Genomic DNA, 24,951 nt, shown 5'->3' on the forward strand with positions numbered 1-24,951 from the left:
CGTGTAGTGGATAGTGGAAAAGGTGTAAAAATAAAGGGCCGGCACGTCATTAAGACGTAAAACCGGCCCGAAAATAAGTGCTTAAATGCTTAGAAATCGTATCTCAGACGGATCAGGTTCATATCACCGAGATTATCGGTAGAGGACGTGAACACGTGTTCGTAATCAACACGGAAGCCGTAATCGAGCTGGAAGGAAACACCCAGACCGTTATCAATACGCTGATAATTACGGCCTGTGACATAGGTCAGACGGTCACCCATGAAGTAAGGCTGAATGGTTTTGACGGCCATCTGATTGATCGGGAAGGCATAACCCAGGAAGTATTCCAGACCGTAAGCGTCGCCTGCAAAGAAGCTATCTTCAGTTTTCACGCCAGTGGTCAGGAAGTCGTGGTAATAACCGCCGCCGAAGGATGCCGTCCAGTTACCGGGTTTCCAGCTCAGCGCTGTACCAACAATACTCTGGTTATAGTCTTTAGACGTGTTATCGCCCGGATTTCTCATTTCTGCGTCGGTGTAGTTGTACGCAGTACCCCAGGTCAGGTCTTTGGTGATGTGATAATCCACACCGACAGAACCGCCGCCGTTACGTTTGTAACGCAGGCCATTTTTGCCGGTAAGCAGTTCGCTGTCTTCAAACAGGTAAGAAGCGTAAACATCTGCATCGCCGAATGAATTTTTATATTTCAGCATTTTACGTGAACGGTATGAACCATCGTAATCGCCGTTAACACCATTACCCGGTGCCTGGGCGAGCATATCGTAATCCCAGATATCGGTTTTCGCACCGACCACATCATAGTAAACGCTGTTTTGCTGACCAAAGGTCAACTGACCGTAGGTTTTGCTTTTCAGACCGGTGTAAAGCATACGACGGCTGGTGTTATGCGCGCCATCAGCATGGTGATTATCCCAGCCGGTCAGGGCAGGAATGTTCACGCCCAGCTCGTAGTAGTTAATCCAGCTGATGTCATCAAACAGATAATAATCAGCAGAAAAACGGAAACGTGTGCCGCCATCAAAACCGTTGGTTTTGTAGTTTTTCACGCCGTTCTGGAACTGGAATTGTGGACGAATACTGCCGCCAACCTGGAAATTCAGGCGGCTGAGCGGATCGTTAGGCTGGGGATCTTGTTTGATCAGTGTGATTTCTGCGTGTGAAGCAAAAGAGGCTAAGCCGAATAATAGGCCTGCGGTCGCCACTTGCGTGACTTTGTTTAGTTTGAAGTTCATGTAAGTCCCTGAGCCAGTACTCTGTTTTGAAAAAACCAACAGAGAAACCGGCCTTGTGTGTTTTATAGTTTTTCCCCTTACTTATGACAGGCTGGTAAGGGTGAAGACGCGCCTCATACTTTCAGGCTGCTTTCATTTTAACCGCTCAAAAATCAACTTTCGGTGGTTAAAATTAGCTGGCTATTTATTATCATATTCATTGGTTTTATCAATATTATTTCGTGCCATATAATAAATAATTAATGATTCAGATCCGAAAATCTGCGCAATTGCTGGATTTCTCTGCGATGGATGCGGTGCGAGGGAGTAAGAAGTGTTCCCCTGAGCAATGCTCTCAGGGGAACTTATTAAGTTAAGAATGTGACCAGTAATCTGAACTGTTTACCATTTGCATACTTGCCCTCATCTGGTCGGGTTGCATTGCCGTGATGCTTTGGCCGGCTGCAAATACCGCCATCGTATCAACCAGTTGCTGTAGCTGAGTAGTTTCCTCGGATTGCCCGTCAGCGACGCTGATGACTTTATTTTGCCAGGCAGAGCCAGAGAACCAGTTGTTAAGCGTCACAGAATAATTTGATCCTATTTTGCTGATCAATAAATGGCTATTGCTGCGTGAAAACCAAAGATCCTGAACGCCGGCATCGGTGAATTGGACCGAATCAACATCTCCTGAATCTTGCTTGCTGTCAGTGACAACATCCTTATTATGACTTTTGGCAAGGAGGTATGTGTCAGAGCCCGCATCGACATAAATTTTGTCATTTCCCGCGCCGCCGGTGAGGGTGTCAGCGGCGTAGCAGCCGTAAAGACTGTCGCTGGCGGCCGTGCCGTTGACGGTCATATTCATGGCCTCAATATCAGCGAGGGTGAGGATTTTATCGTCAAAGGCAAAGTTGAAGTACCGGTCACCGTTGCTGCTGAAGTAGTTGGTGAGGGTAACTGAATCCCCGGCGCCGTATGCCTGAATGATGAGGTCACTGCCGTGTTTACTGAAGCGGGCATTTTCCGCGCTGGCACCGGAGAATCTCAGAGTATCGGCCTGTTCCGCTTTATCGGCGGACTCGATGACAGTATCGTGGCCGTGCCCGGCGTCGAAGAGGTAGGTGTCAGATTCGTAATAGCCACCCTGAAGTCTGTCATTTCCCGTCCCGCCGTCGAGAATATCGTGGCCTCCGTTTCCGCCGAGTGTGTCGTCGCCCGCGCCGCCGGTGAGGGTGTCAGCGGCGTACCAGCCGTAAAGACTGTCGCTGGCGGCCGTGCCGTTGACGGTCATATTCATGGCCTCAATATCAGCGAGGGTGAGGATTTTATCGTCAAAGGCAAAGTTGAAGTACCGGAAACCGTCGCTGCTGAAGTAGTTGGTGAGGGTAACTGAATCCCCGGCACCGTATGCCTGAATGATGAGGTCAATGCCGTGTTTACTGAAGCGGGCATTTTCCGCGCTGGCACCGGAGAATCTCAGGGTATCGGCCTGTTCCGCTTTATCGGCGGACTCGATGACAGTATCGTGGCCGTGCCCGGCGTCGAAGAGGTAGGTGTCAGATTCGTAATAGCCACCCTGAAGTCTGTCATTTCCCGTCCCGCCGTCGAGAATATCGTGGCCTCCGTTTCCGCCGAGTGTGTCGTCGCCCGCGCCGCCGGTGAGGGTGTCAGCAGCGTACCAGCCGTAAAGACTGTCGCTGGCGGCCGTGCCGTTGACGGTCATATTCATGGCCTCAATATCAGCGAGGGTGAGGATTTTATCGTCAAAGGCAAAGTTGAAGTACCGGAAACCGTCGCTGCTGAAGTAGTTGGTGAGGGTAACTGAATCCCCGGCACCGTATGCCTGAATGATGAGGTCAATGCCGTGTTTACTGAAGCGGGCATTTTCCGCGCTGGCACCGGAGAATCTCAGGGTATCGGCCTGTTCCGCTTTATCGGCGGACTCGATGACAGTATCGTGGCCGTGCCCGGCGTCGAAGAGGTAGGTGTCAGATTCGTAATAGCCACCCTGAAGTCTGTCATTTCCCGTCCCGCCGTCGAGAATATCGTGGCCTCCGTTTCCGCCGAGTATGTCGTCGCCCGCGCCGCCGGTGAGGGTGTCAGCAGCGTACCAGCCGTAAAGACTGTCGCTGGCGGCCGTGCCGTTGACGGTCATACTCATGGCCTCAATATCAGCGAGGGTGAGGATTTTATCGTCAAAGGCAAAGTTGAAGTACCGGTCACCGTTGCTGCTGAAGTAGTTGGTGAGGGTAACTGAATCCCCGGCGCCGTATGCCTGAATGATGAGGTCACTGCCGTGTTTACTGAAGCGGGCATTTTCCGCGCTGGCACCGGAGAATCTCAGAGTATCGGCCTGTTCCGCTTTATCGGCGGACTCGATGACAGTATCGTGGCCGTGCCCGGCGTCGAAGAGGTAGGTGTCAGATTCGTAATAGCCACCCTGAAGTCTGTCATTTCCCGTCCCGCCGTCGAGAATATCGTGGCCTCCGTTTCCGCCGAGTATGTCGTCGCCCGCGCCGCCGGTGAGGGTGTCAGCGGCGTACCAGCCGTAAAGACTGTCGCTGGCGGCCGTGCCGTTGACGGTCATACTCATGGCCTCAACATCAGCGAGGGTGAGGATTTTATCGTCAAAGGCAAAGTTGAAGTACCGGAAACCGTCGCTGCTGAAGTAGTTGGTGAGGGTAACTGAATCCCCGGCACCGTATGCCTGAATGATGAGGTCAATGCCGTGTTTACTGAAGCGGGCATTTTCCGCGCTGGCACCGGTGAATCTCAGGGTATCGGCCTGTTCCGCTTTATCGGCGGACTCGATGACAGTATCGTGGCCGTGCCCGGCGTCGAAGAGGTAGGTGTCAGATTCGTAATAGCCACCCTGAAGTCTGTCATTTCCCGTCCCGCCGTCGAGAATATCGTGGCCTCCGTTTCCGCCGAGTATGTCGTCGCCCGCGCCGCCGGTGAGGGTGTCAGCGGCGTACCAGCCGTAAAGACTGTCGCTGGCGGCCGTGCCGTTGACGGTCATACTCATGGCCTCAACATCAGCGAGGGTGAGGATTTTATCGTCAAAGGCAAAGTTGAAGTACCGGAAACCGTCGCTGCTGAAGTAGTTGGTGAGGGTAACTGAATCCCCGGCACCGTATGCCTGAATGATGAGGTCAATGCCGTGTTTACTGAAGCGGGCATTTTCCGCGCTGGCACCGGTGAATCTCAGGGTATCGGCCTGTTCCGCTTTAGCGGCGGAATCGGTGACAATATCGTGGCCGTGCCCGGCGTCGAAGAGGTAGGTATTTGGATTAGAGTAATCTCCGATGAGTGCTTCATTTTCCGCGCTGCTCACAATATAGTTTTCACTAAATTGGTTTAAAATCGCAATTTCATCAGAGCAGTCAGGGGAACCAATGAGTAAGAAAGACGCAGTTTTTACTATATCAAGAAGTCGATAAATGTCGTCGTGTTTCAGACTTTCCAGATAAGCGTTAAAATGGGAGAAATTTAACGTGAATCCACTGAAATCACCTTTTATATCGGGAGTGATAAGAGAAAACGCATCGCTGTAAGCCGTTTGAATGACCAGCATAGATGAAACATAATTATGGAATTTTTGGTATTCTTCATTCACTACTCTGGCTGCATTAATATGTGGGTCTGAAGAATTATTTGTTTTACTAAGATATCTTTCTCCGGTCGCAATTTCTAATACGTTGAGTTTTCTCGCATCAATGTAAACTCCTCTTGAATTTTCGGGGACAGCACTGACACCAGCCCATGCGAAGATGATGCGGTCTATAATATCGGTTATGTCAGGAGATATTGGGTTGGCGACGTATTGCTCCATTAATACCCGAAGTTCGCTGTTCTCATTCATGGCAGTGTGTAAGTTTGCCATATTACCAAAGCCTCTGATAAAGGGTAGTTCGGCTATTCCATCAGAAAGTGGTGTTGTGTTTTTATAAAGCGTATCTCCTCTGTTTATAACGAACCAGACATCAGCAGAATCACTGCGAGTACCATCATTAAACTCAACAGTACTTTCCTGACGATGGGGGTTGTCATTTTCATCAATAACGGCTGAATTCTCATAACGGGTCGAGATGGATGAAATATTCAGGTCATCCAGTGAGAATATTTCTCCGCTATCAACAATTCCGTTACTGTTTTTATCCTGCCAGACTTTTAATTGTTGCCAGATACTGTCGGAGTGGTCGATTTCCCCATTATGATTATCGTCAAGCTCCTGTAATGCCAGATAACCATTTTTCGCGAGGGTTCCATCTCTCAGATAAGTATTATTACCAAATAATTCTCTGCCTGAATCTATCTGACCATTATTATCAATATCCAGAACCAGCAACCCATCATCAGCGTTAACCCAGCCGGATTTCTCTGCAAAGGAGTTCGCATCGTGATCAAAATAGACGCCGTTGCTCAGGCTTAGGGTTTCAACGCCGTCGCTATCGAGATCCAAGATAATGGGGCAAGAGGTGTGCTCGGCTTTTGAGAGGCTTGGGTTGAAAAAACGGCCGATAAAGAATCCTAGAGCAGCGAAAGGCAATATTTCAGCACCTAATTTTTTATTTTGTTCAATAAAATCAACCGTATCTTTAATTGTTTGGTCGTAGTTTTTTTTCATGCGCTTATAATAGTTGAGGACATCGCCCTCTAACTTATAAATACCACCATCAACAATTCCTTTTTTTTGGCTCTCGTCGGCAAAATCAAATAAGTAATCAATATAATCGTCTAAACTATCTTGATTCTTATTTATTTTGTCAATTACGGGTTTCAATATAGGGATGTTATCAGTCACATAATCAATCGCATCGTTTATATATTTATCTTGTGAGTTTCGTGCCTCATCATATTTATCTTTAAAGTCTAATGCTGTTTCTAAGCTTATGATAGGATCACTTGATGGCGTTTTTGTGGGATCCATAATATTAGTATTCGGTAATGTTTCGGTGGCAGCTATTCGATTACTGACTGCGAAAGAGTTTTGCAGACCATCCAGATAATGTATATCGGACTGGGCAAGTACATAGCTTACTGCTGTGGTACAGTTAAAATCACCTTCCTTGTCTGGGAATATATCATAATTTGGTAAGTTTTTTTCGAATGAGGCAATATTATTTTTTAAGGAGTTATACTGTTCTTCAGTAATTTCTAATCTAATTTGAGTTGTTGGTGGTCGGTCTATCATGGCCTTATTTGTTATACTTCCTGTTGAATCATGTCCTCCTAAACTTGTAATAGTACTGTTTGAAAAACTAAAAAATGTTGGTTCTTCATTGGCGTCATCCATCTTTATCCAAGTGTGTATGAATCCTATGCCGTCAGACAATGAAGAATCATTCATTATTGTAATGTATTTGCTCATAATTATTCCTTTTACTTGACAAATCCAATGCGAGTAATAGATAAACTATAGTTGGTGTCGATGTTTTTTTTTGTTTTTACATATATTTCTGGCGTAATTAAATACTCTGATTTTTTTTGAATTTTACTCGAAACATAATTCCGTCCATATCATTAGTTCTATCCCCGTATATTTTTTTTTGATTTGATGAAATGTCAATATTAGAAATCAAATCTCCACTTTCCATGTCATAAATTTTTATAACCCCTAAAGGACGTAAAACATCCCCACCTTCCCTGGATACTTTGTTTTTATTATCGTGTGGATAAATTCCGAAAACGTAATCTCCTGGGTTATCTATATCAATAATAATTTCATTGAGCATAAGGTTTGTAGTTTCTTCTGTCGGTTTTTTATTATCTGCATCATTCCCCCTAGAGATTTTCGGGTGTTTGTCAATATCTAATGATTGATTTTTTGAGGTTGTATTGGTTATTTCATTTGTAGTGATGTTTTGTATGCTTTCAGCAGGCAAGCTAAAAATTACAAGTAATGGAAGTAATATTCCAACGAGGTTTTTTTTAGCGACTTTATTTTTTATAGGGCAATAATTTTCATTCTCTATTTTTATCATCTCCACTATTCCTTATTTTATAAATTTGATGCGGCATATTGAAATTGTATTTTCTGTAAACTATTTTCTTTTGTATACATTTCAGGGACTAGAATATACCTTCCTTTTTCATTAGATTTCACTCTGGTTTCGAATCAATTTGCCTCATTTTTAATAGGTTGGGAATGTCAATTTGAAAACCATTAGGCTCTTGCCAATCAAATTTTTGAATAATTTATTTTTATCTTATTTACATATAAACATATCTCTAAATGGCTCGTGGGATTAACCATTGATTTTTTAGTGGTCATAGTCAAAGTAAAAAATTGAAAGATATTCACCTGTCTTCTCAACATCAAATGAAATATTGGCTAATTTTAGCCGCTGTGAAGGATAGGTTATATTATTGACTTCTTGATTCCATTTTGACTACCGAATTTGTTATTTCAACAAATGTAGCGTTATTGATATTTTTGCAGCGAATCCTTGAGTTGAAGAAACTAATAGCAGTAAACTTGCACAGAGTGATTTTGTTCTGGCGTTCATCATGATGAAGTTCCTTGTAAATTTGATTTGATTGTTAATAGCAAGTCCCATAGCGTCTTTTGGATATATTACGTATATCTAAAAAATAAATGTATCAAATTACTAATACCAGAGCGAATTGTTCTTGATTCTGTGATCTTTATCTCTCAATTAGTCATCATGATTATTAATATTTCGTATGATTTATTAATGTACATATTTAAATCGCTATGGATTTCAAAATAGACAGGGAGTTAGTGAGTTAAATGTTGAATTTGAAGGGGGGTTTAGTTTTAAATACCATGGCTTACAAAGTGCTTAAGGGATACTACAGACCATTTTATAGGGAATGAAAAAATAATATGTTTTCATATGATAATGAACTCAGCACAGCGCCGAAAATTCAGCCTGATTTTTCTTTATCTGCATTGGTTATTCTTGCTCAGTATCACGGTATAGCTGCCAATATGGAGGATATTAAGCACCAGTTCAGCGATGAAACAGGTTCTCTGTCTTCTACTCAGTGGTTATTAGCAGCAAAATCAATAGGTCTGAAAGCGAAGTTAATCAATAAAAAAATTGAACGGCTTCACTTAATCAGCTTACCGGCCGTGGTATGGAGAGAAGATGGTGAGCATTTTATTTTGGCGAAAATTGATAACAATAAATATCTGATTCAGGATCTTGAACTCGGCAGGCCGGTTGTATTGGATAAAGGTGATTTTGAGGCGCGTTACAGCGGCAGGCTTATTCTGGTGACGTCCCGAGCTTCTGTGCTTGGCAGCCTGGCCAAATTTGATTTCACCTGGTTTATTCCAGCCGTTATTAAGTACCGAAAAATTCTGCTGGAAGTGCTTGCAGCATCGGCAGTCATTCAGTTTTTTGCCTTAATTACCCCTCTGTTTTTTCAGGTTGTGATGGATAAGGTGCTGGTGCACAGGAGTTTTAGCACACTCGATGTCGTGGCTGTGGCATTACTTATTGTGGTGTTATTCGACGTTATTTTGAGCGGTTTACGAACCTATATTTTCGCGCATACCACAAGCCGCATCGACGTTGAATTAGGGGCGCGTTTGTTTCGCCATCTGTTTGCGTTACCGCTGGCCTGGTTTGAAAAGAGACGCGTGGGTGACACCATCGCGCGCGTCAGAGAGCTGGAACAAATCCGCACTTTCCTCACAGGACAGGCGTTGACCTCGGTGATGGATCTCAGTTTTTCATTCATCTTCCTTATTGTGATGTGGTTTTACAGTGGCTGGCTAACCCTTGTGGTGATGGTTTCATTACCCTGTTATGCCTTTTGGTCTGCCACCATCAGCCCTGTTTTGAGGGCACGTCTCAACGACAAGTTTGCCCGTAATGCCGACAGCCAGTCATTTTTGGTAGAGTCCGTCACCTCGGTCGGGACGATTAAATCGATGGCCGTTGAGCCTCAGATGACCCGTAACTGGGATCAGTTGCTGGCGGCGTACGTGCATTCCGGATTACGGGTTACCCGTCTGGCGACCATCGGCCAGCAAGGCGTTCAGTTGATCCAAAAATTAGTGATGGTGAGTACGCTGTGGCTGGGAGCTCAGCTGGTTATTGGAGGAGATTTAACGGTCGGTCAGTTAATTGCTTTTAATATGCTGGCAGGCCAGGTTGCGGCGCCGGTGATTCGTCTGGCGCAGTTATGGCAGGATTTTCAGCAGGTAGGGATCTCCGTGGCGCGTCTGGGAGATATTTTAAATACGCCGACGGAACGTTCCGGTAGCCGTTTAGCGCTGCCTGAAATTAAAGGAAAAATAGATTTCGAACAGGTGAATTTCCGCTACCGTCCAGATGGTTATGAGGTATTGCGCGATCTCACTTTGAGTATTCAGGCCAGTGAAGTGGTGGGGATCGTAGGCCGTTCCGGATCAGGTAAAAGTACACTCACCAAACTGGTTCAGCGCTTATATACACCGGGGCGCGGCAGGGTGCTGGTCGATGGTAATGATTTAGCGCTGGCTGACCCGGCCTGGTTACGGCGTCAGATAGGTGTGGTATTGCAAGACAACGTACTGCTCAACCGCTCCGTTCGTGAAAATATCGGTTTAGCGGAACCCGGTATGTCTTTGGAAAGAATCATCCACGCGGCCAAACTCGCCGGTGCGCATGAATTTATTATGGCGTTGGCTGAGGGCTATGACACGGTTGTCGGCGAACAGGGCGCGGGGCTATCCGGCGGCCAGCGGCAACGGGTTGCCATTGCGCGGGCATTGGTCGGAAACCCACGGATTTTAATATTGGATGAAGCCACCAGTGCTCTGGATTATGAATCTGAAAGGGCAATTATGCAGAATATGCAATTAATTTGCCGTGAACGCACCGTACTTATTATTGCTCATCGTCTTTCTACTGTTCGTTTTGCGCAAAGAATCATTGCAATGGACAAAGGTGAGATCGTCGAACAGGGCAGTCATGAAGAACTGTTGAAAATAGAAAATGGTTACTATCGTTACTTACATGAGCTTCAGTCATTATGAATATCTGGTTGCAGGCCTCGAAAGAACTTATCCGCAAATATTGTCATGTCTGGAAAGAAGTCTGGAAGGTTCGTGAAAAATTGGACCCGCCTAAACGGGAAGGCGATGAGCGAGTTTTTCTTCCCGCCACGCTGGAAATTACGGAGACACCTGTTTCAGTTGCGCCGAAATATATCGCCAGACTGATTATGTTGTTTACTGCCATTGCATTGATATGGGCCATATTAGGGCATATCGATATTGTTGCGGTGACGCAGGGGAAAACCATCGTCAGCGGGCGCAGCAAAAAAATTCAGCCATTGGAAACGTCCGTCATTAAAAATATTTATGTTAATGACGGCGATTATGTCCACGCGGGTCAGACGCTGATTGAGTTGAATGGCATCGGTTCTGACAGCGATTACGAACAATCCCGACATGCTTTGGAAGCGGTGCAGTTAACGAAATTGCGCTGTGATGCGTTAATCAAAGCGCTTCAACATGAGGGCGACATAGAGATTAACCGCGAAGAGGCGAAACAACTCGGTCTGAAAGAAACCGAAATCTTAGCCACACAGTTACTGGCGAAAAATCAATTTCAGTCGTGGTCTGCTGATAATGAAAGGTTGCAGGCGATTTTAAGCCAGCACAAATCTGAGTTACGGTCGAATGAAGATCAGGTCCACAAGCTGGAGCAGATCCGAAAAATTGAATTGCAGCGATCAAAAGATTATCAGGCTCTTCTGGAGAAAAAATACCTTTCACAGCATGAGTATTATGAACAGGACAGCAAAACAATCCAGAATGAGCAGGATCTCCGCAGCCTGAGAAATCAGACGCAGCAAATAAAAGAAAGCATTCATCAGGCTGAACAGGAAAAGCTATTAAACACCCAGACGTTTCAGCGAGACACGCTGGACGCACTGCGCCAGGCAAATGAGCAAATACCTCAGCTTAAGGGCCAGATGGAAAAAACCCGGCAGCGCCAGTCTTTGATGACATTAAAGGCTCCCGTCGACGGTACCGTTCAGCAGTTGGCATTTCATACGGTGGGTGGGGTGGCCTTAGAAGCAGAGGCGATCATGACGATTGTGCCACTTGATGACAAAATCGAGGTCGAAGCGATGGTGGCAAACAAAGACATTGGGTTTGTGAATGTTGGGCAGGATGTCATCATAAAAATCGAATCATTCCCTTATACTCGCTACGGATATATCACCGGAAAAGTCACCAGCGTCAGTTTCGATGCGATTGAGCATGAGAAATTAGGGCTGGTATTCAATGCGAATGTCGCGCTTGACCAAAACTATCTGATGGTCGAAGGCAAGCGTATCAACCTGGTGGCGGGGATGAATGTCAGTGCGGAGATTAAAACCGGCAAGCGTCAGGTGATTGATTATCTGCTGAGTCCGCTACAAACTAAAGTTGATGAAAGTTTCAAAGAGCGTTGAGATCCCCTGACCATTATGCACAAAAATGAATGGTTATGCGGGGAGTCGTACACAGGGGAATTAAGGTTGGTTTTCTGAAACAGTTCCAGTTTGGTCGGGTTGTTAACACAAAACCTCACTTTAAGTAACCTGAAATCAAATGGTTTTTACTGATATTAACCAGCCTGTATCATAATTTTCTAATTATGTGGCAATTTTGCTGGCTACCCTATAACAGGGTAGTTAACCTGATTCTGTTTCACGGCAGAACCCCTATAAAAAGAGAGTATTTATGAGTAACGCTGAAATTCGCATGGCCATTGTTGGCGCGGGCGGGCGTATGGGCCGGCAGTTGATTCAGGCCGTTTCCGACGCAGAAGGTGTGGTGCTGGGTGCCGCGCTGGAGCGTCCGGGATCATCCCTTATCGGTACTGACGCCGGTGAACTTGCAGGGATCGGCGCAGCGGGTATCAAGGTCAATGATGATCTGAATGCCGTGGCGGATGACTTTGATATTTTGATCGACTTTACCCGTCCTGAAGGCACCCTGGTGCATCTGGAATTTTGCCAGAAGCACCATAAAGGCATGATTATCGGGACTACGGGCTTTGATGACGCGGGAAAGGGGGCAATTAAACAGGCTTCTGAGGTTATTCCGGTGGTTTTTGCGGCTAACTTCAGCGTAGGCGTGAATGTTGTCCTCAAACTTTTAGAAAAAGCCGCCAAAGTGATGGGCGACTATACCGACATTGAAATTGTTGAAGCACACCATCGCTATAAAGTGGATGCGCCATCAGGCACCGCGCTGGCGATGGGTGAAGCGATAGCGGGCGCGCTGGGGCGAGATCTGAAAGAATGTGCGGTATATGCCCGTGAAGGCCACACCGGAGAGCGTGATCCTAAAAGTATTGGTTTTGCGACGATCCGGGCCGGAGATATCGTGGGTGAGCATACTGCGATGTTTGCAGATATCGGCGAGCGCGTAGAGATAACGCATAAGGCTTCCAGCCGTATGACTTTCGCAAATGGCGCGGTTCGTGCAGGGAAATGGCTTGCTTCGCATAAGTCTGGGCTTTATGACATGCGGGATGTGCTTGGATTGGATGATTTGTAGCAGATGATTTAGATGTGATGTGGTTGTATTGGTCATAATCTTTTGATAAAAGGGCAGTTCCTTGATTGCCCTTCTCTTTTTATTCAAAAATAAGCGTCCTGATTGAAATTTAACGATTAGTCGTCTTTTTTATATCTTTTGTGACGATTTTACCTGTCAGTCGCGTGTTTTTCGAACATCTCATTTCGTCCTCACCCGCACAAACCGATTTTCAGCACTATTTTCAGACATCCTCTTCCGCAAACGGTTACTATGTTTACTTAGCCTGTGGTTTTGTGGCTGTGACGGAGCCTTTTCACTGAGTTGTGCGAAAAATAGAGAAATATGGCGGCTTTTGGTAGACAAACCTCACTGCCATCATTAGAATGCGCGCAATTTGCCGAAAATTGGCTTCCCGAGCGATTTTTGCATTGATTTAGATCGGGTTATCTGAATTAATATGCAGATATTGTGATTTATTATTCTTGGAGGATGCTTTGATAAAGTCAGCGCTATTGGTTCTGGAAGACGGAACCCAATTCCACGGTCGGGCCATCGGGGCAGAAGGTTCGGCAGTGGGGGAAGTGGTCTTCAATACGTCGATGACCGGTTATCAAGAAATCCTCACTGATCCTTCCTATTCCCGCCAGATTGTCACTCTCACTTATCCCCATATCGGTAATGTCGGCACCAATGCCGCTGATGCAGAATCCTCCGCAGTACACGCCCAAGGCCTGGTCATTCGCGATTTACCTCTTATTGCCAGCAACTACCGCAGTGAAGAAAACCTTTCTGATTACCTCAAGCGCAACAACATCGTTGCCATCGCCGATATCGATACCCGCAAGCTGACCCGTCTGTTACGTGAAAAAGGCGCGCAGAACGGCTGCATCATCGCGGGCGATTCACCGGATGCTGAACTGGCACTGCAAAAAGCCAAAGCATTCCCTGGCCTGAAAGGCATGGATCTGGCGAAAGAAGTGACCACCGCGGAATCTTACAGCTGGCAACAAGGTAGCTGGACGCTGGAAGGCGAACTGCCGGAAGCGAAAAAAGAAGAAGAGCTGCCATTCCACGTGGTGGCCTACGATTACGGCGCCAAACGCAATATCCTGCGTATGCTGGTGGATCGCGGCTGTCGCCTGACGGTAGTACCGGCGCAAACGCCAGCGGCTGACGTGCTGAAAATGAATCCGGACGGTATTTTCCTGTCCAACGGCCCTGGCGACCCGGAGCCTTGCGACTACGCTATCGCCGCCATCAAAACCTTCCTGGAAACCGACATTCCGGTATTCGGCATCTGTCTCGGCCACCAGTTACTGGCACTGGCCAGCGGGGCGAAGACTGTGAAAATGAAGCTCGGCCACCACGGTGGCAACCATCCGGTGAAAGATCTCGATAAAGATATCGTGATGATCACGGCGCAGAACCACGGTTTTGCGGTGGATGAATCCGATCTGCCGGCCAACCTGCGCGTGACCCACAAATCACTGTTCGACCACACGGTGCAGGGCATTCATCGCACAGATAAAGCGGCATTCAGCTTCCAGGGTCACCCTGAAGCCAGCCCGGGCCCGCACGATGCGGCGCCATTGTTCGATCACTTCATCGAACTGATTAACGCTTTTCGCGCTTCTCACAACCACAACGCCAAATAACAGGAGCGAATAAAAAATGCCAAAACGTACAGACATAAAAAGCATCCTGATCCTCGGCGCCGGCCCGATTGTTATCGGCCAGGCTTGTGAATTTGACTATTCCGGTGCGCAGGCGTGTAAAGCGCTGCGTGAAGAGGGTTACCGCGTCATTCTGGTGAACTCCAACCCGGCCACCATCATGACTGACCCGGACATGGCTGATGCGACTTACATCGAGCCTATCACCTGGGAAGTGGTGCGTAAGATCATCGAAAAAGAGCGTCCGGACGCCGTGCTGCCAACCATGGGCGGTCAGACCGCACTGAACTGTGCGCTGGAACTGGAACGTCAGGGCGTGCTGGAAGAATTCGGCGTGACCATGATTGGCGCGACCGCAGATGCGATTGATAAAGCCGAAGACCGTCGCCGTTTCGACGTCGCGATGAAGAAAATCGGCCTCGACACGGCGCGTTCCGGTATCGCACACACCATGGAAGAAGCGCTGGCGGTTGCCGCCGATGTCGGCTTCCCGTGCATTATCCGTCCTTCCTTCACCATGGGCGGCACCGGTGGCGGTATCGCGTACAACCGTGAAGAGTTCGAAGAGATTTGCGAACGCGGTCTGGATCTTTCCCCAACCAAAGAGCTGCTGATTGATGAGTCGCTGATTGGCTGGAAAGAGTACGAGATGGAAGTGGTGCGTGATAAAAACGACAACTGCATCATCGTCTGTTCTATCGAAAACTTCGATGCGATGGGTATCCACACCGGCGACTCCATCACCGTGGCGCCAGCGCAAACCCTGACCGATAAAGAATACCAAATCATGCGTAACGCCTCGATGGCGGTACTGCGTGAAATCGGCGTAGAAACCGGGGGTTCCAACGTCCAGTTCTCGGTGAACCCGAAAAATGGCCGCCTGATTGTTATCGAAATGAACCCGCGTGTTTCCCGCTCTTCCGCACTGGCCTCTAAAGCGACCGGTTTCCCGATTGCTAAAGTCGCGGCGAAGCTGGCAGTGGGTTACACCCTCGATGAGCTGATGAACGACATCACCGGTGGCAAAACCCCGGCATCGTTCGAACCGTCTATCGACTACGTTGTGACTAAAATTCCTCGCTTCAACTTCGAGAAATTTGCCGGTGCAAATGACCGTCTGACCACGCAGATGAAATCTGTTGGCGAAGTGATGGCAATTGGCCGTACGCAGCAGGAATCTTTGCAAAAAGCGTTGCGTGGTCTGGAAGTGGGCGCGAGCGGTTTTGACCCGAAAGTGAACCTTGATGACCCTGAAGCGCTGACCAAAATCCGTCGCGAGCTGAAAGAAGCCGGTGCCGAGCGTATCTGGTACATCGCCGATGCTTTCCGTGCCGGGATGTCCGTTGACGGTATCTTCAACCTGACCAACGTGGACCGCTGGTTCCTGGTACAGATTGAAGAGCTGGTGAAACTGGAAAATGAAGTGGCTGAAGGCGGCTTCAACATTCTGACTCACGATTACCTGCGCATGCTTAAACGCAAAGGCTTTGCGGACCTGCGTCTGGCAAAACTGGTCGGCGTTTCAGAAAGCGAAGTGCGCAAACTGCGTCATAAATACAATCTGCATCCGGTCTACAAACGTGTCGATACCTGTGCGGCGGAGTTCTCCACCGATACCGCGTACATGTACTCCACGTATGAAGAAGAGTGTGAATCCAACCCAACCAATGACAAGCCGAAAATCATGGTACTGGGTGGCGGTCCAAACCGTATCGGTCAGGGGATTGAGTTCGACTACTGCTGCGTACATGCCTCACTGGCACTGCGCGAAGACGGTTACGAAACCATTATGGTTAACTGTAACCCGGAAACCGTGTCTACCGACTACGACACCTCCGACCGTCTGTATTTCGAATCCGTCACTCTGGAAGACGTGCTGGAAATCGTGCGTATCGAACAGCCAAAAGGCGTGATTGTTCAGTACGGCGGCCAGACTCCGCTGAAACTGGCGCGCGAACTGGAAGCTGCGGGTGTGCCCATTATTGGTACCAGCCCGGATGCGATTGACCGTGCAGAAGACCGCGAACGTTTCCAGCAGGCGGTTCACCGTCTGGGCCTGAAACAGCCGGCAAACGCCACGGTTGCGACAATCGAACAAGCCGTTGAAAAAGCAGCCGGTATCGGTTATCCGCTGGTGGTGCGCCCGTCCTATGTACTGGGTGGCCGTGCGATGGAAATCGTCTACGACGAAATCGACCTGCGCCGTTACTTCCAGAACGCGGTGAGCGTCTCCAACGATGCGCCGGTGCTGCTGGATCGCTTCCTTGACGACGCCATCGAAGTGGACGTTGATGCCATCTGCGACGGTGAACGTGTGCTGATTGGCGGCATCATGGAGCACATCGAACAGGCGGGCGTTCACTCCGGTGACTCCGCATGTTCACTGCCGTGCTACACGCTGAGCCAGGAAATTCAGGACGTGATGCGTCAGCAGGTCGAGAAACTGGCTTTTGAGCTGAGCGTTCGCGGCCTGATGAACGTCCAGTTTGCGGTGAAGAACAACGAAGTTTACCTGATTGAAGTTAACCCGCGTGCTGCGCGTACCGTGCCGTTTGTCTCCAAAGCCACCGGTGTGGCGCTGGCAAAAGTGGCGGCGCGCGTGATGGCGGGGCAGACACTGGCGCAGCAGGGCATCACAGAAGAAGTGATCCCGCCTTACTACTCCGTGAAAGAAGTGGTACTGCCGTTCAACAAATTCCCTGGCGTTGACCCGATTCTGGGGCCGGAAATGCGTTCTACCGGTGAAGTCATGGGCGTCGGTCGTACCTTCGCCGAAGCCTTTGCCAAAGCGCAGCTGGGCAGTAACTCCGGCATGAAGAAAGCCGGTCGCGCACTGTTGTCAGTCCGCGAAGGCGATAAAGGTCGCGTGGTGGATTTAGCCGCGAAACTGCTCAAACGCGGTTTCGAGCTGGATGCGACTCACGGTACCGCGGTGGTGCTGGGTGAAGCCGGGATTAACCCGCGTCTGGTCAACAAGGTGCATGAAGGCCGTCCACATATTCAGGACCGTATCAAGAACGGTGAATATGTGTATATCGTGAATACCACGGCGGGCCGTCAGGCGATTGAAGACTCCAAGCTTATCCGTCGCAGTGCGCTGCAATACAAAGTGCATTACGACACCACGCTGAACGGCGGTTTCGCCACGGCGATGGCGCTGTCTTCTGACCCGACGGAGCAGGTGATTTCAGTGCAGGAAATGCACGCGAAAATCAAAGGCTAATGGCATAATTGCTTGATGAAAGGCGCGGCGAAAGCTGCGCCTTTTCTTTTTATACGCTCAGCTTTTACCAGAAAGCCCAAAATTGCGTATGCTGAAGTAAAGCTAATAAGACAAGAGACCTGCATGATTTTAATAATTTACGCCCATCCTTATCCGCGCCATTCGCGGGCCAACCAGGGACTGCTCTCGGCCGTCAGCGATTTACCCAATGTTGAAGTGCGTTCGCTGTATGACCTTTACCCCGATTTCAATATCGATATCGCCGCTGAACAGAAGGCGGTTGAACGCGCCGATATGGTGGTATTCCAGCACCCGATCCAGTGGTACAGCCTGCCGCCACTGATGAAGCTGTGGCTGGACAAGGTGCTCGAGCACGGCTGGGCTTACGGCCATGACGGCAACGCGCTCAACGGTAAGCATTGCCTGTGGGCAGTGACGACCGGCGGTGATGAACACCATTTTGAGCTCGGCGATCACCCCAATTTCGACGTGCTGGCGCAGCCATTACAGGCGACGGCAGTTTACTGCGGCATGCACTGGCAGCCATATTTCGCTGTACATAACACCTTTATTTGCGATGAAGTTGCGCTGAAAGCCGCGGGTGAAGAATACCGTCGACGTCTGACCGCCTGCCTGAGCCTGAAAGAAGGCTGTGCGCCGGAGGTCGAAAATGGATAACCATAACCTGATGATTGAAGGGCTGATTTATCTCGGCTCTGCGGCGTTGTTTGTCCCGATTGCGGTACGTCTTGGTCTGGGCTCCGTGCTCGGTTATCTGATCGCCGGGTGCATTATCGGGCCGTGGGGCCTGAAACTGGTTTCTGATGCTGAGTCTATTCTGACCTTTGCGGAAATCGGCGTAGTGCTGATGTTGTTCGTTATTGGCCTTGAGCTGGATCCTAAACGGCTTTGGACCATGCGCGCCTCGGTCTTTGGCGGCGGCAGCATCCAGATGGTCGGCTGCGGCGTGGTGCTCAGCGCATTCTGCTATTTCCTCGGCCTCGACTGGAAAATCGCCATGCTGATCGGCCTGACGCTGGCGCTTTCCTCAACGGCCATTGCCATGCAGGCAATGAGTGAACGCAGCCTGACGGCGTCACCGATTGGGCGCAGCGCCTTTGCGGTGTTGCTGTTCCAGGATATCGCCGCGATCCCGCTGGTGGCGATGATCCCGCTGCTGGCGAGTACCGGTGAAGCCACCACGCTGATGAGCTTTGGCCTGTCGGCGGCGAAGGTGGCTGGTGCGCTGGTGCTGGTGGTGTTGCTCGGGCGCTATGTCACCCGCCCGCTACTGCATTTTGTTGCCCGCTCCGGTATGCGCGAAGTGTTCAGTGCCGTGGCGCTTTTTCTGGTGTTTGGATTTGGCATTCTGCTGGAAATGGCGGGTATGTCGATGGCGATGGGCGCGTTTCTGGCGGGCGTATTGCTGGCGAGCTCTGAATATCGTCATGCGCTGGAAAGCGATATTCAGCCGTTCAAAGGCCTGCTTCTCGGGCTGTTCTTTATCGGCGTCGGCATGTCCATCGACTTCGGTACACTGGTTCATCAGCCGTTACTGATCGCCACCTTGCTGGTCGGTTTTATGGCGCTGAAAGCCGCTTTACTGTGGCTGGTCGCACCCTGGCTTGGCGTTCCGAAAAAGCAGCGCGGGTTGTTCGCCATCCTTATCGGGCAGGGCAGTGAATTCGCGTTCGTGATTTTCAGCACAGCACAAATGGCCGGTGTGTTGCCGGTGGAATGGGCGAAGGCGCTGACGCTTGCTGTGGCGCTGTCGATGGCGGTCACGCCGCTGCTGCTGGTTCTCGCCGCGCGTATGGAACGCAATGCGCCGCAAGACGATCGTCCGCAAGATACGATTGATGATGAAAATGCGCAGGTGATTATCGCCGGTTTCGGGCGCTTTGGTCAGATTGCCGGTCGTCTATTGCTGGCGAATAACGTTCATACCGTGGTGTTGGATCACGACCCGGATCATATCGAAACGCTGCGTAAATTCGGCACCAAAGTGTTTTACGGGGATGCCACGCGGGTAGATTTGCTGGAATCAGCCGGCGCAGCGCAGGCCAAGGTGCTGATTAACGCTATCGATGATGTTGAAGCCAACCTGCAACTGACCGCGCTGGCAAAAGAGCATTTCCCGAACCTGAAGATTATTGCCCGCGCCCGCGACGTCGATCACTGGTATCAGCTGCGGCAGCTGGGTGTGGAAGCACCGGAGCGGGAATTGTTCGAAGGATCCCTGCGCGTTGGCCGGGAAGTGCTGGAAACGCTCGGGCTCGATGCGTATGAAGCCCGCGAGAAAGCCGATCTGTTCCGCCGCTACAACCTGAAAATGCTGGAAGCAACCATCGAAAATTACGAAGACACTGAGTTCCGTATCGCCAGTATGCAGCGCGCGAAAGACATGCTGAGCGCCGCGATTGAACAGGATCAGGAACGTCTCGCCTCTGAACAGCAACAAGGCTGGCGGGGAAGTATCGACGGTAAAGCACCGGAGAATGAAGTGATTGAAGCGAAGAGTTAAGCAAGGATGAAATCTGAAGCCGGTGCCTGAACAGCACCGGCTTTTTTTGTGTTTCTGTCAGCTCAGCGCGACTTTGATACCTAAACCTATCAGTACGCCGCCCAGCAGTTTATCGATAATTTTTTGCGCTTTTGCCAGACCACGACGCACCGGCGCGCTTTGGATCAACATGGCCAGCGACGGCCACCAGACCAATGAAAGTCCGACAATGATCGAGGCATACCAGAGTTTTTCGCCAAGGCTGGAGTCTACCTGTAATACCTGGGTAAACATCGCCAGGAAAAACAGCGTTGCTTTAGGATTCAGCAGGTTGCACAGATATCCTTGTACAAAAGCGGTACGCAGTTTCACCTGCTGCGGCACCAGTCCGTCGAGATTCATTTTACTGTTGCTGCGCGAGAACAATGCCTGGATCCCTACCCAAATCAGATAAGCCGCCCCGACGTATTTCAGCAAGCCAAACAACCACGGCGTGGTGGTGATCACGACCGCCAGACCTGCGACGCAGTAAGACATATGTGTAATCACGCCACAAATGACGCCCAGCGAGGTCATCAGTGCCGCCGCGCGCGGATAGCGGGCCGCATTTTTGATCACCAGAAAGAAATCGGGGCCGGGAGAGAGCATGCCGAGGAAGGCGATACTGGCAATAAAAAGGGAGGTTTCAAGCATGAAAGTAACCGTCGTCAATGTTCAGGGCAAAATAAGGCCGCATGATACGTCAATCTTCACCTCGACGTATCACACTTATTGGCTTTTTTTACGGGCGGTAAAGGCTATGCAAGAACCTGTCGTTGAATACCCGCAGCGCGAAAGTCCACAGGCGCATTACCAGCGTGAAATCACCCGCCTGTGCATCGAATGTGCCCTGTTGTTGTTACAGCACGGCGCTGAAAGTATGTTGGTGGAGCAGTTATCAGCCCGGCTCGGTATCGCGCTGGGCATGGATCGGGTGGAAAGTTCGATCTCTGCCAATGCCGTGGTGCTCAGTACGCTGTGCGGCGGATACTGCCTGACATCAACGCGAAAAAATGTCGATCGCGGGATCAACATGCAGGTGGTCACCGAAGTGCAACATACGGTGATCCTCGCCGAGCATAAGTTACTCGACAGCACGCTGGTGGCGAAGCGTCTGAGCCATATCAAGCCGCTGCGCTATCCCCGCCCGCTGATGATCCTGATGGTGGCGCTGTCGTGTGGTTGCTTCAGCAAACTGAACGGCGGTGGCTGGGATGCGTTCAGCATAACGTTTATCGCCAGCGGTGTGGCGATGGCGGTGCGCCAGACGCTGACCCTGCGCCATATGAATCCGCTGATTAATTTCTGCTGTACCGCCTTTGTGGCGACCTCGATTTCCGGCCTGCTTATGCGCCTTGATGCATTCCATCACACCTCGAACGTGGCGATGGCTGCCAGCGTTTTACTGCTGGTGCCGGGTTTTCCGCTGATCAACGCGGTGGCCGATATGTTTAAAGGCCATGTGAACACCGGACTGGCGCGTTGGGCAATGGCCAGTTTGCTGACGCTGGCAACCTGCATCGGGGTGGTCATGGCGATGGCGCTGTGGGAATTGCGGGGGTGGGCATGAGTCTGATCTGGGCACTCCTGCAGGATATGTTTCTGGCCGCAGTGCCGGCGCTGGGTTTTGCGATGGTGTTCAATGTCCCGCCGCGTGCGTTGCGCTATTGTGCGCTGCTCGGTGCCATCGGGCACGGCTCCCGCATGCTGATGATGCATGGCGGGATAAACATTGAGTGGGCTTCTTTGCTGGCGGCTATACTGATCGGCATCATTGGTATTCGCTGGTCGCGCTGGTTTCTCGCGCACCCTAAAGTTTTCACAGTAGCCGCCGTCATCCCCATGTTTCCGGGAATTTCTGCGTATACGGCGATGATTTCCATGGTGGAAATTTCGCACCTTGGTTACAGCGAAGTGCTGATGTCTACCATGGTCACCAATTTCCTGAAGGCCAGTTTTATCGTCGGGGCATTGTCGATTGGATTATCTTTGCCGGGGCTGTGGCTGTACCGCAAACGTCCCGGCGTGTGAGTCTGAGCGGCGCGCGTTTATATCTTTGTAAAGCGCGAGTCTCCCTATCGACGGCTGATGGGGCTTTCCGTATAGTGGCAGCTCTTTTTTCGGGTCACGGTTTTATTCCTTATCTACACAGGGCTTCACAATGATTATTAGCCTGATCGCCGCACTGGCGACCGATCGCGTTATTGGCATGGAAAACGCTATGCCTTGGCATTTACCCGGTGATCTGGCCTGGTTTAAGCGTAATACGCTCAATAAACCCGTCATCATGGGACGCAAAACGTTTGAGTCGATAGGACGCCCTTTGCCTGGCCGACTGAATATTGTCATCAGCTCTAAACCCGGCGAGCACGAAGGCGTGACCTGGGTGACGTCTGTTGATGCCGCACTGGCCGCTGCCGCCGGCGTGGAAGAAGTGATGGTCATGGGCGGTGGTCGTGTGTATGAGCAATTCCTGCCTAAGGCGAACCGCTTATATCTGACCCACATTGACGCCGAAGTCGAAGGGGATACCCATTTCCCTGACTATGAGCCGGACGACTGGGAAAGTACGTTCAGCGAATTCCATGATGCGGATGAGCAGAACTCTCACGGCTATTGCTTTGAGATCCTTGATCGCCGCGCCTGATTAAGCCGCAGCAGTCAGCAAAAAGGCACCTGAGAAGGTGCCTTTTGTCTTTCCGAAAAAGGGAAAATGTCTGCTCAGAGCGCCTTTGGCGCGACCGCCAGATCCTTTTCACTGCGCCGGTGAGAAGGCTCAGTGAAATAGGTTTTGTCTTCCCAGCGCAGCATGGTCATATCGCCGCCCCAGCAACAGCCGGTGTCCAGCGCATAAATACCTTCCGGCGCGCCTTTTCCTTCCAGCGAAGCCCAGTGACCAAACGCAATGCTGAAACCCGCTTCCTGTAAAGGACCCGGAATATCAAACCAGGGTTTGAGCGGTTTCGGCGCGGTATCGGGCGTGTCTTTGCAGATCATATCCAGCTGCCCGTTAGGGAAGCAGTAACGCATCCGGGTCAGCGCATTGGTGCTGAAACGCAGACGCGCAAGACCGGTCAGCTCGGGATGCCAGTTGTTGGGCATATCGCCATACATCGCGTCGAGAAACAGCGGATAGGTGTCACTTCTCAGCACGGATTCCACTTCACGCGCGCACATCTGCGCGGTTTCCAGGTCCCACTGCGGCGTAATCCCCGCATGGGCCATCACCAGCTTCAGCTCTTCATCCACCTGCAGGACCGGCTGGCGTCGCAGCCAGTTGATCAACTCATCTGCATCTTCAGCTTCAAGCAGCGGGGTGATGCGATCTTTTGGTTTGTTAAAGCTGATACCGGCGTAAACCGCTAACAGATGTAAGTCGTGGTTACCGAGCACCATACGGACTGCGTCGCCCAAACCACTGACAAAACGCAGCACCTCGAGCGAGGACGGGCCACGGGCAACCAAATCTCCGGTCAGCCAGAGACAATCATTTTGCGGATTAAAATCCACCTGCGCCAATAGCGCCTTGAGTTCATCGATGCAACCGTGAACATCACCAATAAGATATGTCGACATAAAGGATTAATTTATCAGTGTAGGGATGGCGAGGCGGAAGACCGGAACCGGCACACGGAAGGATTCACCGTCTTGTGCGACCATTTCATAATGGCCTTCCATGGTACCGAGCGGCGTTTCGAGGATCGCACCGCTGGTGTAGTGAAATTCACTGCCGGGCAGGATCAGCGGCTGTTCGCCGATAACCCCTTCGCCCTGTACTTCGGTCTGGCGGCCGTTACTGTTGGTGATCAGCCAGTAACGGCGCAGGAGTTGTACGTTAAAACGCCCAAGATTGCGGATGGTGATGGTGTAGGCGAAGACATAACGCTCATCTTCCGGTATCGACTGTGACTCAATGTAGACACTTTGCACCTGAACACATACGCGGGGCGAATTAAGCATATCGCTACTCCTGGGGTTCTGTGGTTTTCGGTCGGGTTGATAACCAGTTAGCCAGTTTACAGAATTGTTCGACTGAAATGTTCTCAGCACGCATGGACAGATCCAGACCCAGCGCGCTCATTTGTTCTGGTGTGAACAAGTGGCCGAGGCTGTTACGAATCGTTTTACGGCGCTGGTTAAACGCATCCGTTGTCAGACGACTCAGAATGCGGATATCTGAAACCGGGTACGGTATCACGTCATGCGGAATCAAACGCACCACAGCGGAATCAACTTTCGGCGCTGGCGTGAAGGATTCCGGTGGAACTTCCAGAACCGGGATCACGTTACAGTAATACTGCGCCATGACGGTTAAACGACCATACGCTTTGCTGTTCGGCCCCGCAACCAGACGGTTGACTACTTCCTTTTGCAACATGAAGTGCATGTCTTTAATGGCGTTGGTATAGGTGAACAGGTGGAACATCAGTGGCGTAGAAATATTATAGGGCAGGTTGCCGAATACGCGCAGCGGCTGGCCGAGCTCTTCGGAAAGCTCGGCGAAATTGATTTTCATCGCATCAGACTGAATGACGCGCAATTTGCCCTGAAACTTAGGATTACTTTCCAGACGAGCCGCCAAATCGCGGTCAATTTCGATAACGGTCATGCTGTCCAGACGCGAGGCGACGGGCGCCGTCAGCGCTGCCAGGCCGGGCCCGATTTCGACCACCGCTTGTCCCGGCATCGGATGAATGGCCGACACAATGCTATCAATCACAAATTGATCGGTTAAAAAGTTTTGGCCGAAACGTTTACGGGCAAAGTGCCCCTGGTGGACTCTACTATTCATTGTT

The 24,951-nt window shown here is 50.1% G+C and carries 17 protein-coding genes; 10 read left to right on the forward strand and 7 right to left on the reverse strand.

Translation table 11 applies throughout. From position 1 onward, the window contains the following. Positions 1-89: 89 nt before the first annotated feature. The 3 genes from ACQZQY_RS08475 to ACQZQY_RS08485 form a co-directional block, all read right to left on the reverse strand. Positions 90-1,235, reverse strand: coding sequence for a porin (locus tag ACQZQY_RS08475; protein WP_431296931.1), 1,146 nt, complete (start codon positions 1,233-1,235; stop codon positions 90-92). A gap of 352 nt (positions 1,236-1,587) precedes the next feature. Further along, complete coding sequence (locus tag ACQZQY_RS08480; RefSeq protein WP_431296932.1) at positions 1,588-6,588, reverse strand: hypothetical protein; 5,001 nt, start codon at positions 6,586-6,588, stop codon at positions 1,588-1,590. 97 nt (positions 6,589-6,685) lie between these two features. Beyond that, positions 6,686-7,201 carry a hypothetical protein gene (locus ACQZQY_RS08485; RefSeq protein WP_431296933.1) on the reverse strand — a complete coding sequence of 172 codons (516 nt, stop codon included), beginning with the start codon at positions 7,199-7,201 and terminating at the stop codon, positions 6,686-6,688. A gap of 866 nt (positions 7,202-8,067) precedes the next feature. Between ACQZQY_RS08485 and ACQZQY_RS08490 the strand changes: the two genes are divergently transcribed. The 7 genes from ACQZQY_RS08490 to kefC all read left to right on the forward strand — a co-directional run bounded on the left by ACQZQY_RS08490 (position 8,068) and on the right by kefC (position 20,137). Then, positions 8,068-10,212, forward strand: coding sequence for a type I secretion system permease/ATPase (locus ACQZQY_RS08490; protein WP_431296934.1), 2,145 nt, complete (start codon positions 8,068-8,070; stop codon positions 10,210-10,212). Continuing rightward, positions 10,209-11,642 (forward strand): HlyD family type I secretion periplasmic adaptor subunit, encoded by a 1,434-nt coding sequence (locus ACQZQY_RS08495; RefSeq protein ID WP_431296935.1) that lies wholly within the window; start codon positions 10,209-10,211, stop codon positions 11,640-11,642. The genes ACQZQY_RS08490 and ACQZQY_RS08495 overlap by 4 nt, the downstream gene beginning before the upstream one ends. Positions 11,643-11,913: 271 nt before the next feature. Next, a complete protein-coding gene (dapB, locus tag ACQZQY_RS08500) occupies positions 11,914-12,735 on the forward strand; it encodes a 4-hydroxy-tetrahydrodipicolinate reductase (protein ID WP_056776816.1) in 822 nt (273 codons plus the stop codon). 476 nt (positions 12,736-13,211) lie between these two features. Continuing rightward, entirely contained in the window at positions 13,212-14,372 is a 1,161-nt protein-coding gene (carA, locus tag ACQZQY_RS08505) for a glutamine-hydrolyzing carbamoyl-phosphate synthase small subunit (RefSeq protein ID WP_136376082.1), read from the forward strand. A 16-nt stretch (positions 14,373-14,388) separates the two neighbouring features. Further along, positions 14,389-17,613 carry a carbamoyl-phosphate synthase large subunit gene (carB, locus tag ACQZQY_RS08510; protein ID WP_056776825.1) on the forward strand — a complete coding sequence of 1,075 codons (3,225 nt, stop codon included), beginning with the start codon at positions 14,389-14,391 and terminating at the stop codon, positions 17,611-17,613. A gap of 123 nt (positions 17,614-17,736) precedes the next feature. After that, the gene (gene kefF / locus ACQZQY_RS08515) at positions 17,737-18,291 is read left to right on the forward strand and encodes a glutathione-regulated potassium-efflux system oxidoreductase KefF (RefSeq protein ID WP_056776827.1); all 555 of its coding nucleotides are present in this window, start codon (positions 17,737-17,739) and stop codon (positions 18,289-18,291) included. Next, positions 18,284-20,137, forward strand: a complete 1,854-nt coding sequence (gene kefC / locus ACQZQY_RS08520; protein ID WP_056776830.1) for a glutathione-regulated potassium-efflux system protein KefC — start codon at positions 18,284-18,286, stop codon at positions 20,135-20,137. The genes kefF and kefC overlap by 8 nt, the downstream gene beginning before the upstream one ends. A gap of 57 nt (positions 20,138-20,194) precedes the next feature. Here the strand turns inward: kefC and ACQZQY_RS08525 are convergent, their stop codons facing one another. After that, complete coding sequence (locus ACQZQY_RS08525) at positions 20,195-20,809, reverse strand: LysE family translocator (protein ID WP_056776833.1); 615 nt, start codon at positions 20,807-20,809, stop codon at positions 20,195-20,197. Positions 20,810-20,915: 106 nt separating this feature from the next. Here ACQZQY_RS08525 and ACQZQY_RS08530 point away from each other — a divergent pair, with 106 nt between their 5' ends. From ACQZQY_RS08530 to folA, 3 genes are all read left to right on the forward strand, one after another. Next, positions 20,916-21,725 (forward strand): threonine/serine ThrE exporter family protein, encoded by an 810-nt coding sequence (locus ACQZQY_RS08530; protein ID WP_122094594.1) that lies wholly within the window; start codon positions 20,916-20,918, stop codon positions 21,723-21,725. After that, entirely contained in the window at positions 21,722-22,186 is a 465-nt protein-coding gene (locus ACQZQY_RS08535) for a threonine/serine exporter (protein ID WP_056776836.1), read from the forward strand. The genes ACQZQY_RS08530 and ACQZQY_RS08535 overlap by 4 nt, the downstream gene beginning before the upstream one ends. A gap of 130 nt (positions 22,187-22,316) precedes the next feature. Further along, positions 22,317-22,802, forward strand: coding sequence for a type 3 dihydrofolate reductase (gene folA, locus ACQZQY_RS08540; RefSeq protein WP_056776841.1), 486 nt, complete (start codon positions 22,317-22,319; stop codon positions 22,800-22,802). 74 nt (positions 22,803-22,876) lie between these two features. On the opposite strand, the gene apaH is transcribed toward folA, so the two are convergent. Genes apaH through rsmA form a run of 3 tightly spaced genes read right to left on the reverse strand, consistent with a single transcriptional unit; the run spans position 22,877 to position 24,947 of the window. Continuing rightward, on the reverse strand, positions 22,877-23,731 hold the full coding sequence (gene apaH / locus ACQZQY_RS08545) for a bis(5'-nucleosyl)-tetraphosphatase (symmetrical) ApaH (RefSeq protein WP_122094207.1): 855 nt from the start codon (positions 23,729-23,731) through the stop codon (positions 22,877-22,879). Positions 23,732-23,737: 6 nt separating this feature from the next. Continuing rightward, positions 23,738-24,115, reverse strand: a complete 378-nt coding sequence (gene apaG, locus ACQZQY_RS08550) for a Co2+/Mg2+ efflux protein ApaG (RefSeq protein WP_431296936.1) — start codon at positions 24,113-24,115, stop codon at positions 23,738-23,740. A gap of 4 nt (positions 24,116-24,119) precedes the next feature. Further along, entirely contained in the window at positions 24,120-24,947 is an 828-nt protein-coding gene (gene rsmA / locus ACQZQY_RS08555; protein ID WP_056776854.1) for a 16S rRNA (adenine(1518)-N(6)/adenine(1519)-N(6))-dimethyltransferase RsmA, read from the reverse strand. Positions 24,948-24,951 lie beyond the last annotated feature (4 nt).

It is taken from the genome of Rahnella sp. PAMC25559 (assembly GCF_050632365.1).
Classification (GTDB): Bacteria; Pseudomonadota; Gammaproteobacteria; order Enterobacterales; family Enterobacteriaceae; genus Rahnella; species Rahnella rivi.

Bases quoted from the DNA above. Each gene is read 5' to 3' on its own strand.
- ACQZQY_RS08475 (WP_431296931.1), bottom strand. From the start codon at position 1,235: ATGAACTTCAAACTAAACAAAGTCACGCAAGTGGCGACCGCAGGCCTA.
- ACQZQY_RS08480 (WP_431296932.1), bottom strand. From the start codon at position 6,588: ATGAGCAAATACATTACAATAATGAATGATTCTTCATTGTCTGACGGC.
- ACQZQY_RS08485 (WP_431296933.1), bottom strand. From the start codon at position 7,201: ATGATAAAAATAGAGAATGAAAATTATTGCCCTATAAAAAATAAAGTC.
- ACQZQY_RS08490 (WP_431296934.1), top strand. From the start codon at position 8,068: ATGTTTTCATATGATAATGAACTCAGCACAGCGCCGAAAATTCAGCCT.
- ACQZQY_RS08495 (WP_431296935.1), top strand. From the start codon at position 10,209: ATGAATATCTGGTTGCAGGCCTCGAAAGAACTTATCCGCAAATATTGT.
- dapB (WP_056776816.1), top strand. From the start codon at position 11,914: ATGAGTAACGCTGAAATTCGCATGGCCATTGTTGGCGCGGGCGGGCGT.
- carB (WP_056776825.1), top strand. From the start codon at position 14,389: ATGCCAAAACGTACAGACATAAAAAGCATCCTGATCCTCGGCGCCGGC.
- kefF (WP_056776827.1), top strand. From the start codon at position 17,737: ATGATTTTAATAATTTACGCCCATCCTTATCCGCGCCATTCGCGGGCC.
- kefC (WP_056776830.1), top strand. From the start codon at position 18,284: ATGGATAACCATAACCTGATGATTGAAGGGCTGATTTATCTCGGCTCT.
- ACQZQY_RS08525 (WP_056776833.1), bottom strand. From the start codon at position 20,809: ATGCTTGAAACCTCCCTTTTTATTGCCAGTATCGCCTTCCTCGGCATG.
- ACQZQY_RS08530 (WP_122094594.1), top strand. From the start codon at position 20,916: ATGCAAGAACCTGTCGTTGAATACCCGCAGCGCGAAAGTCCACAGGCG.
- ACQZQY_RS08535 (WP_056776836.1), top strand. From the start codon at position 21,722: ATGAGTCTGATCTGGGCACTCCTGCAGGATATGTTTCTGGCCGCAGTG.
- folA (WP_056776841.1), top strand. From the start codon at position 22,317: ATGATTATTAGCCTGATCGCCGCACTGGCGACCGATCGCGTTATTGGC.
- apaH (WP_122094207.1), bottom strand. From the start codon at position 23,731: ATGTCGACATATCTTATTGGTGATGTTCACGGTTGCATCGATGAACTC.
- apaG (WP_431296936.1), bottom strand. From the start codon at position 24,115: ATGCTTAATTCGCCCCGCGTATGTGTTCAGGTGCAAAGTGTCTACATT.
- rsmA (WP_056776854.1), bottom strand. From the start codon at position 24,947: ATGAATAGTAGAGTCCACCAGGGGCACTTTGCCCGTAAACGTTTCGGC.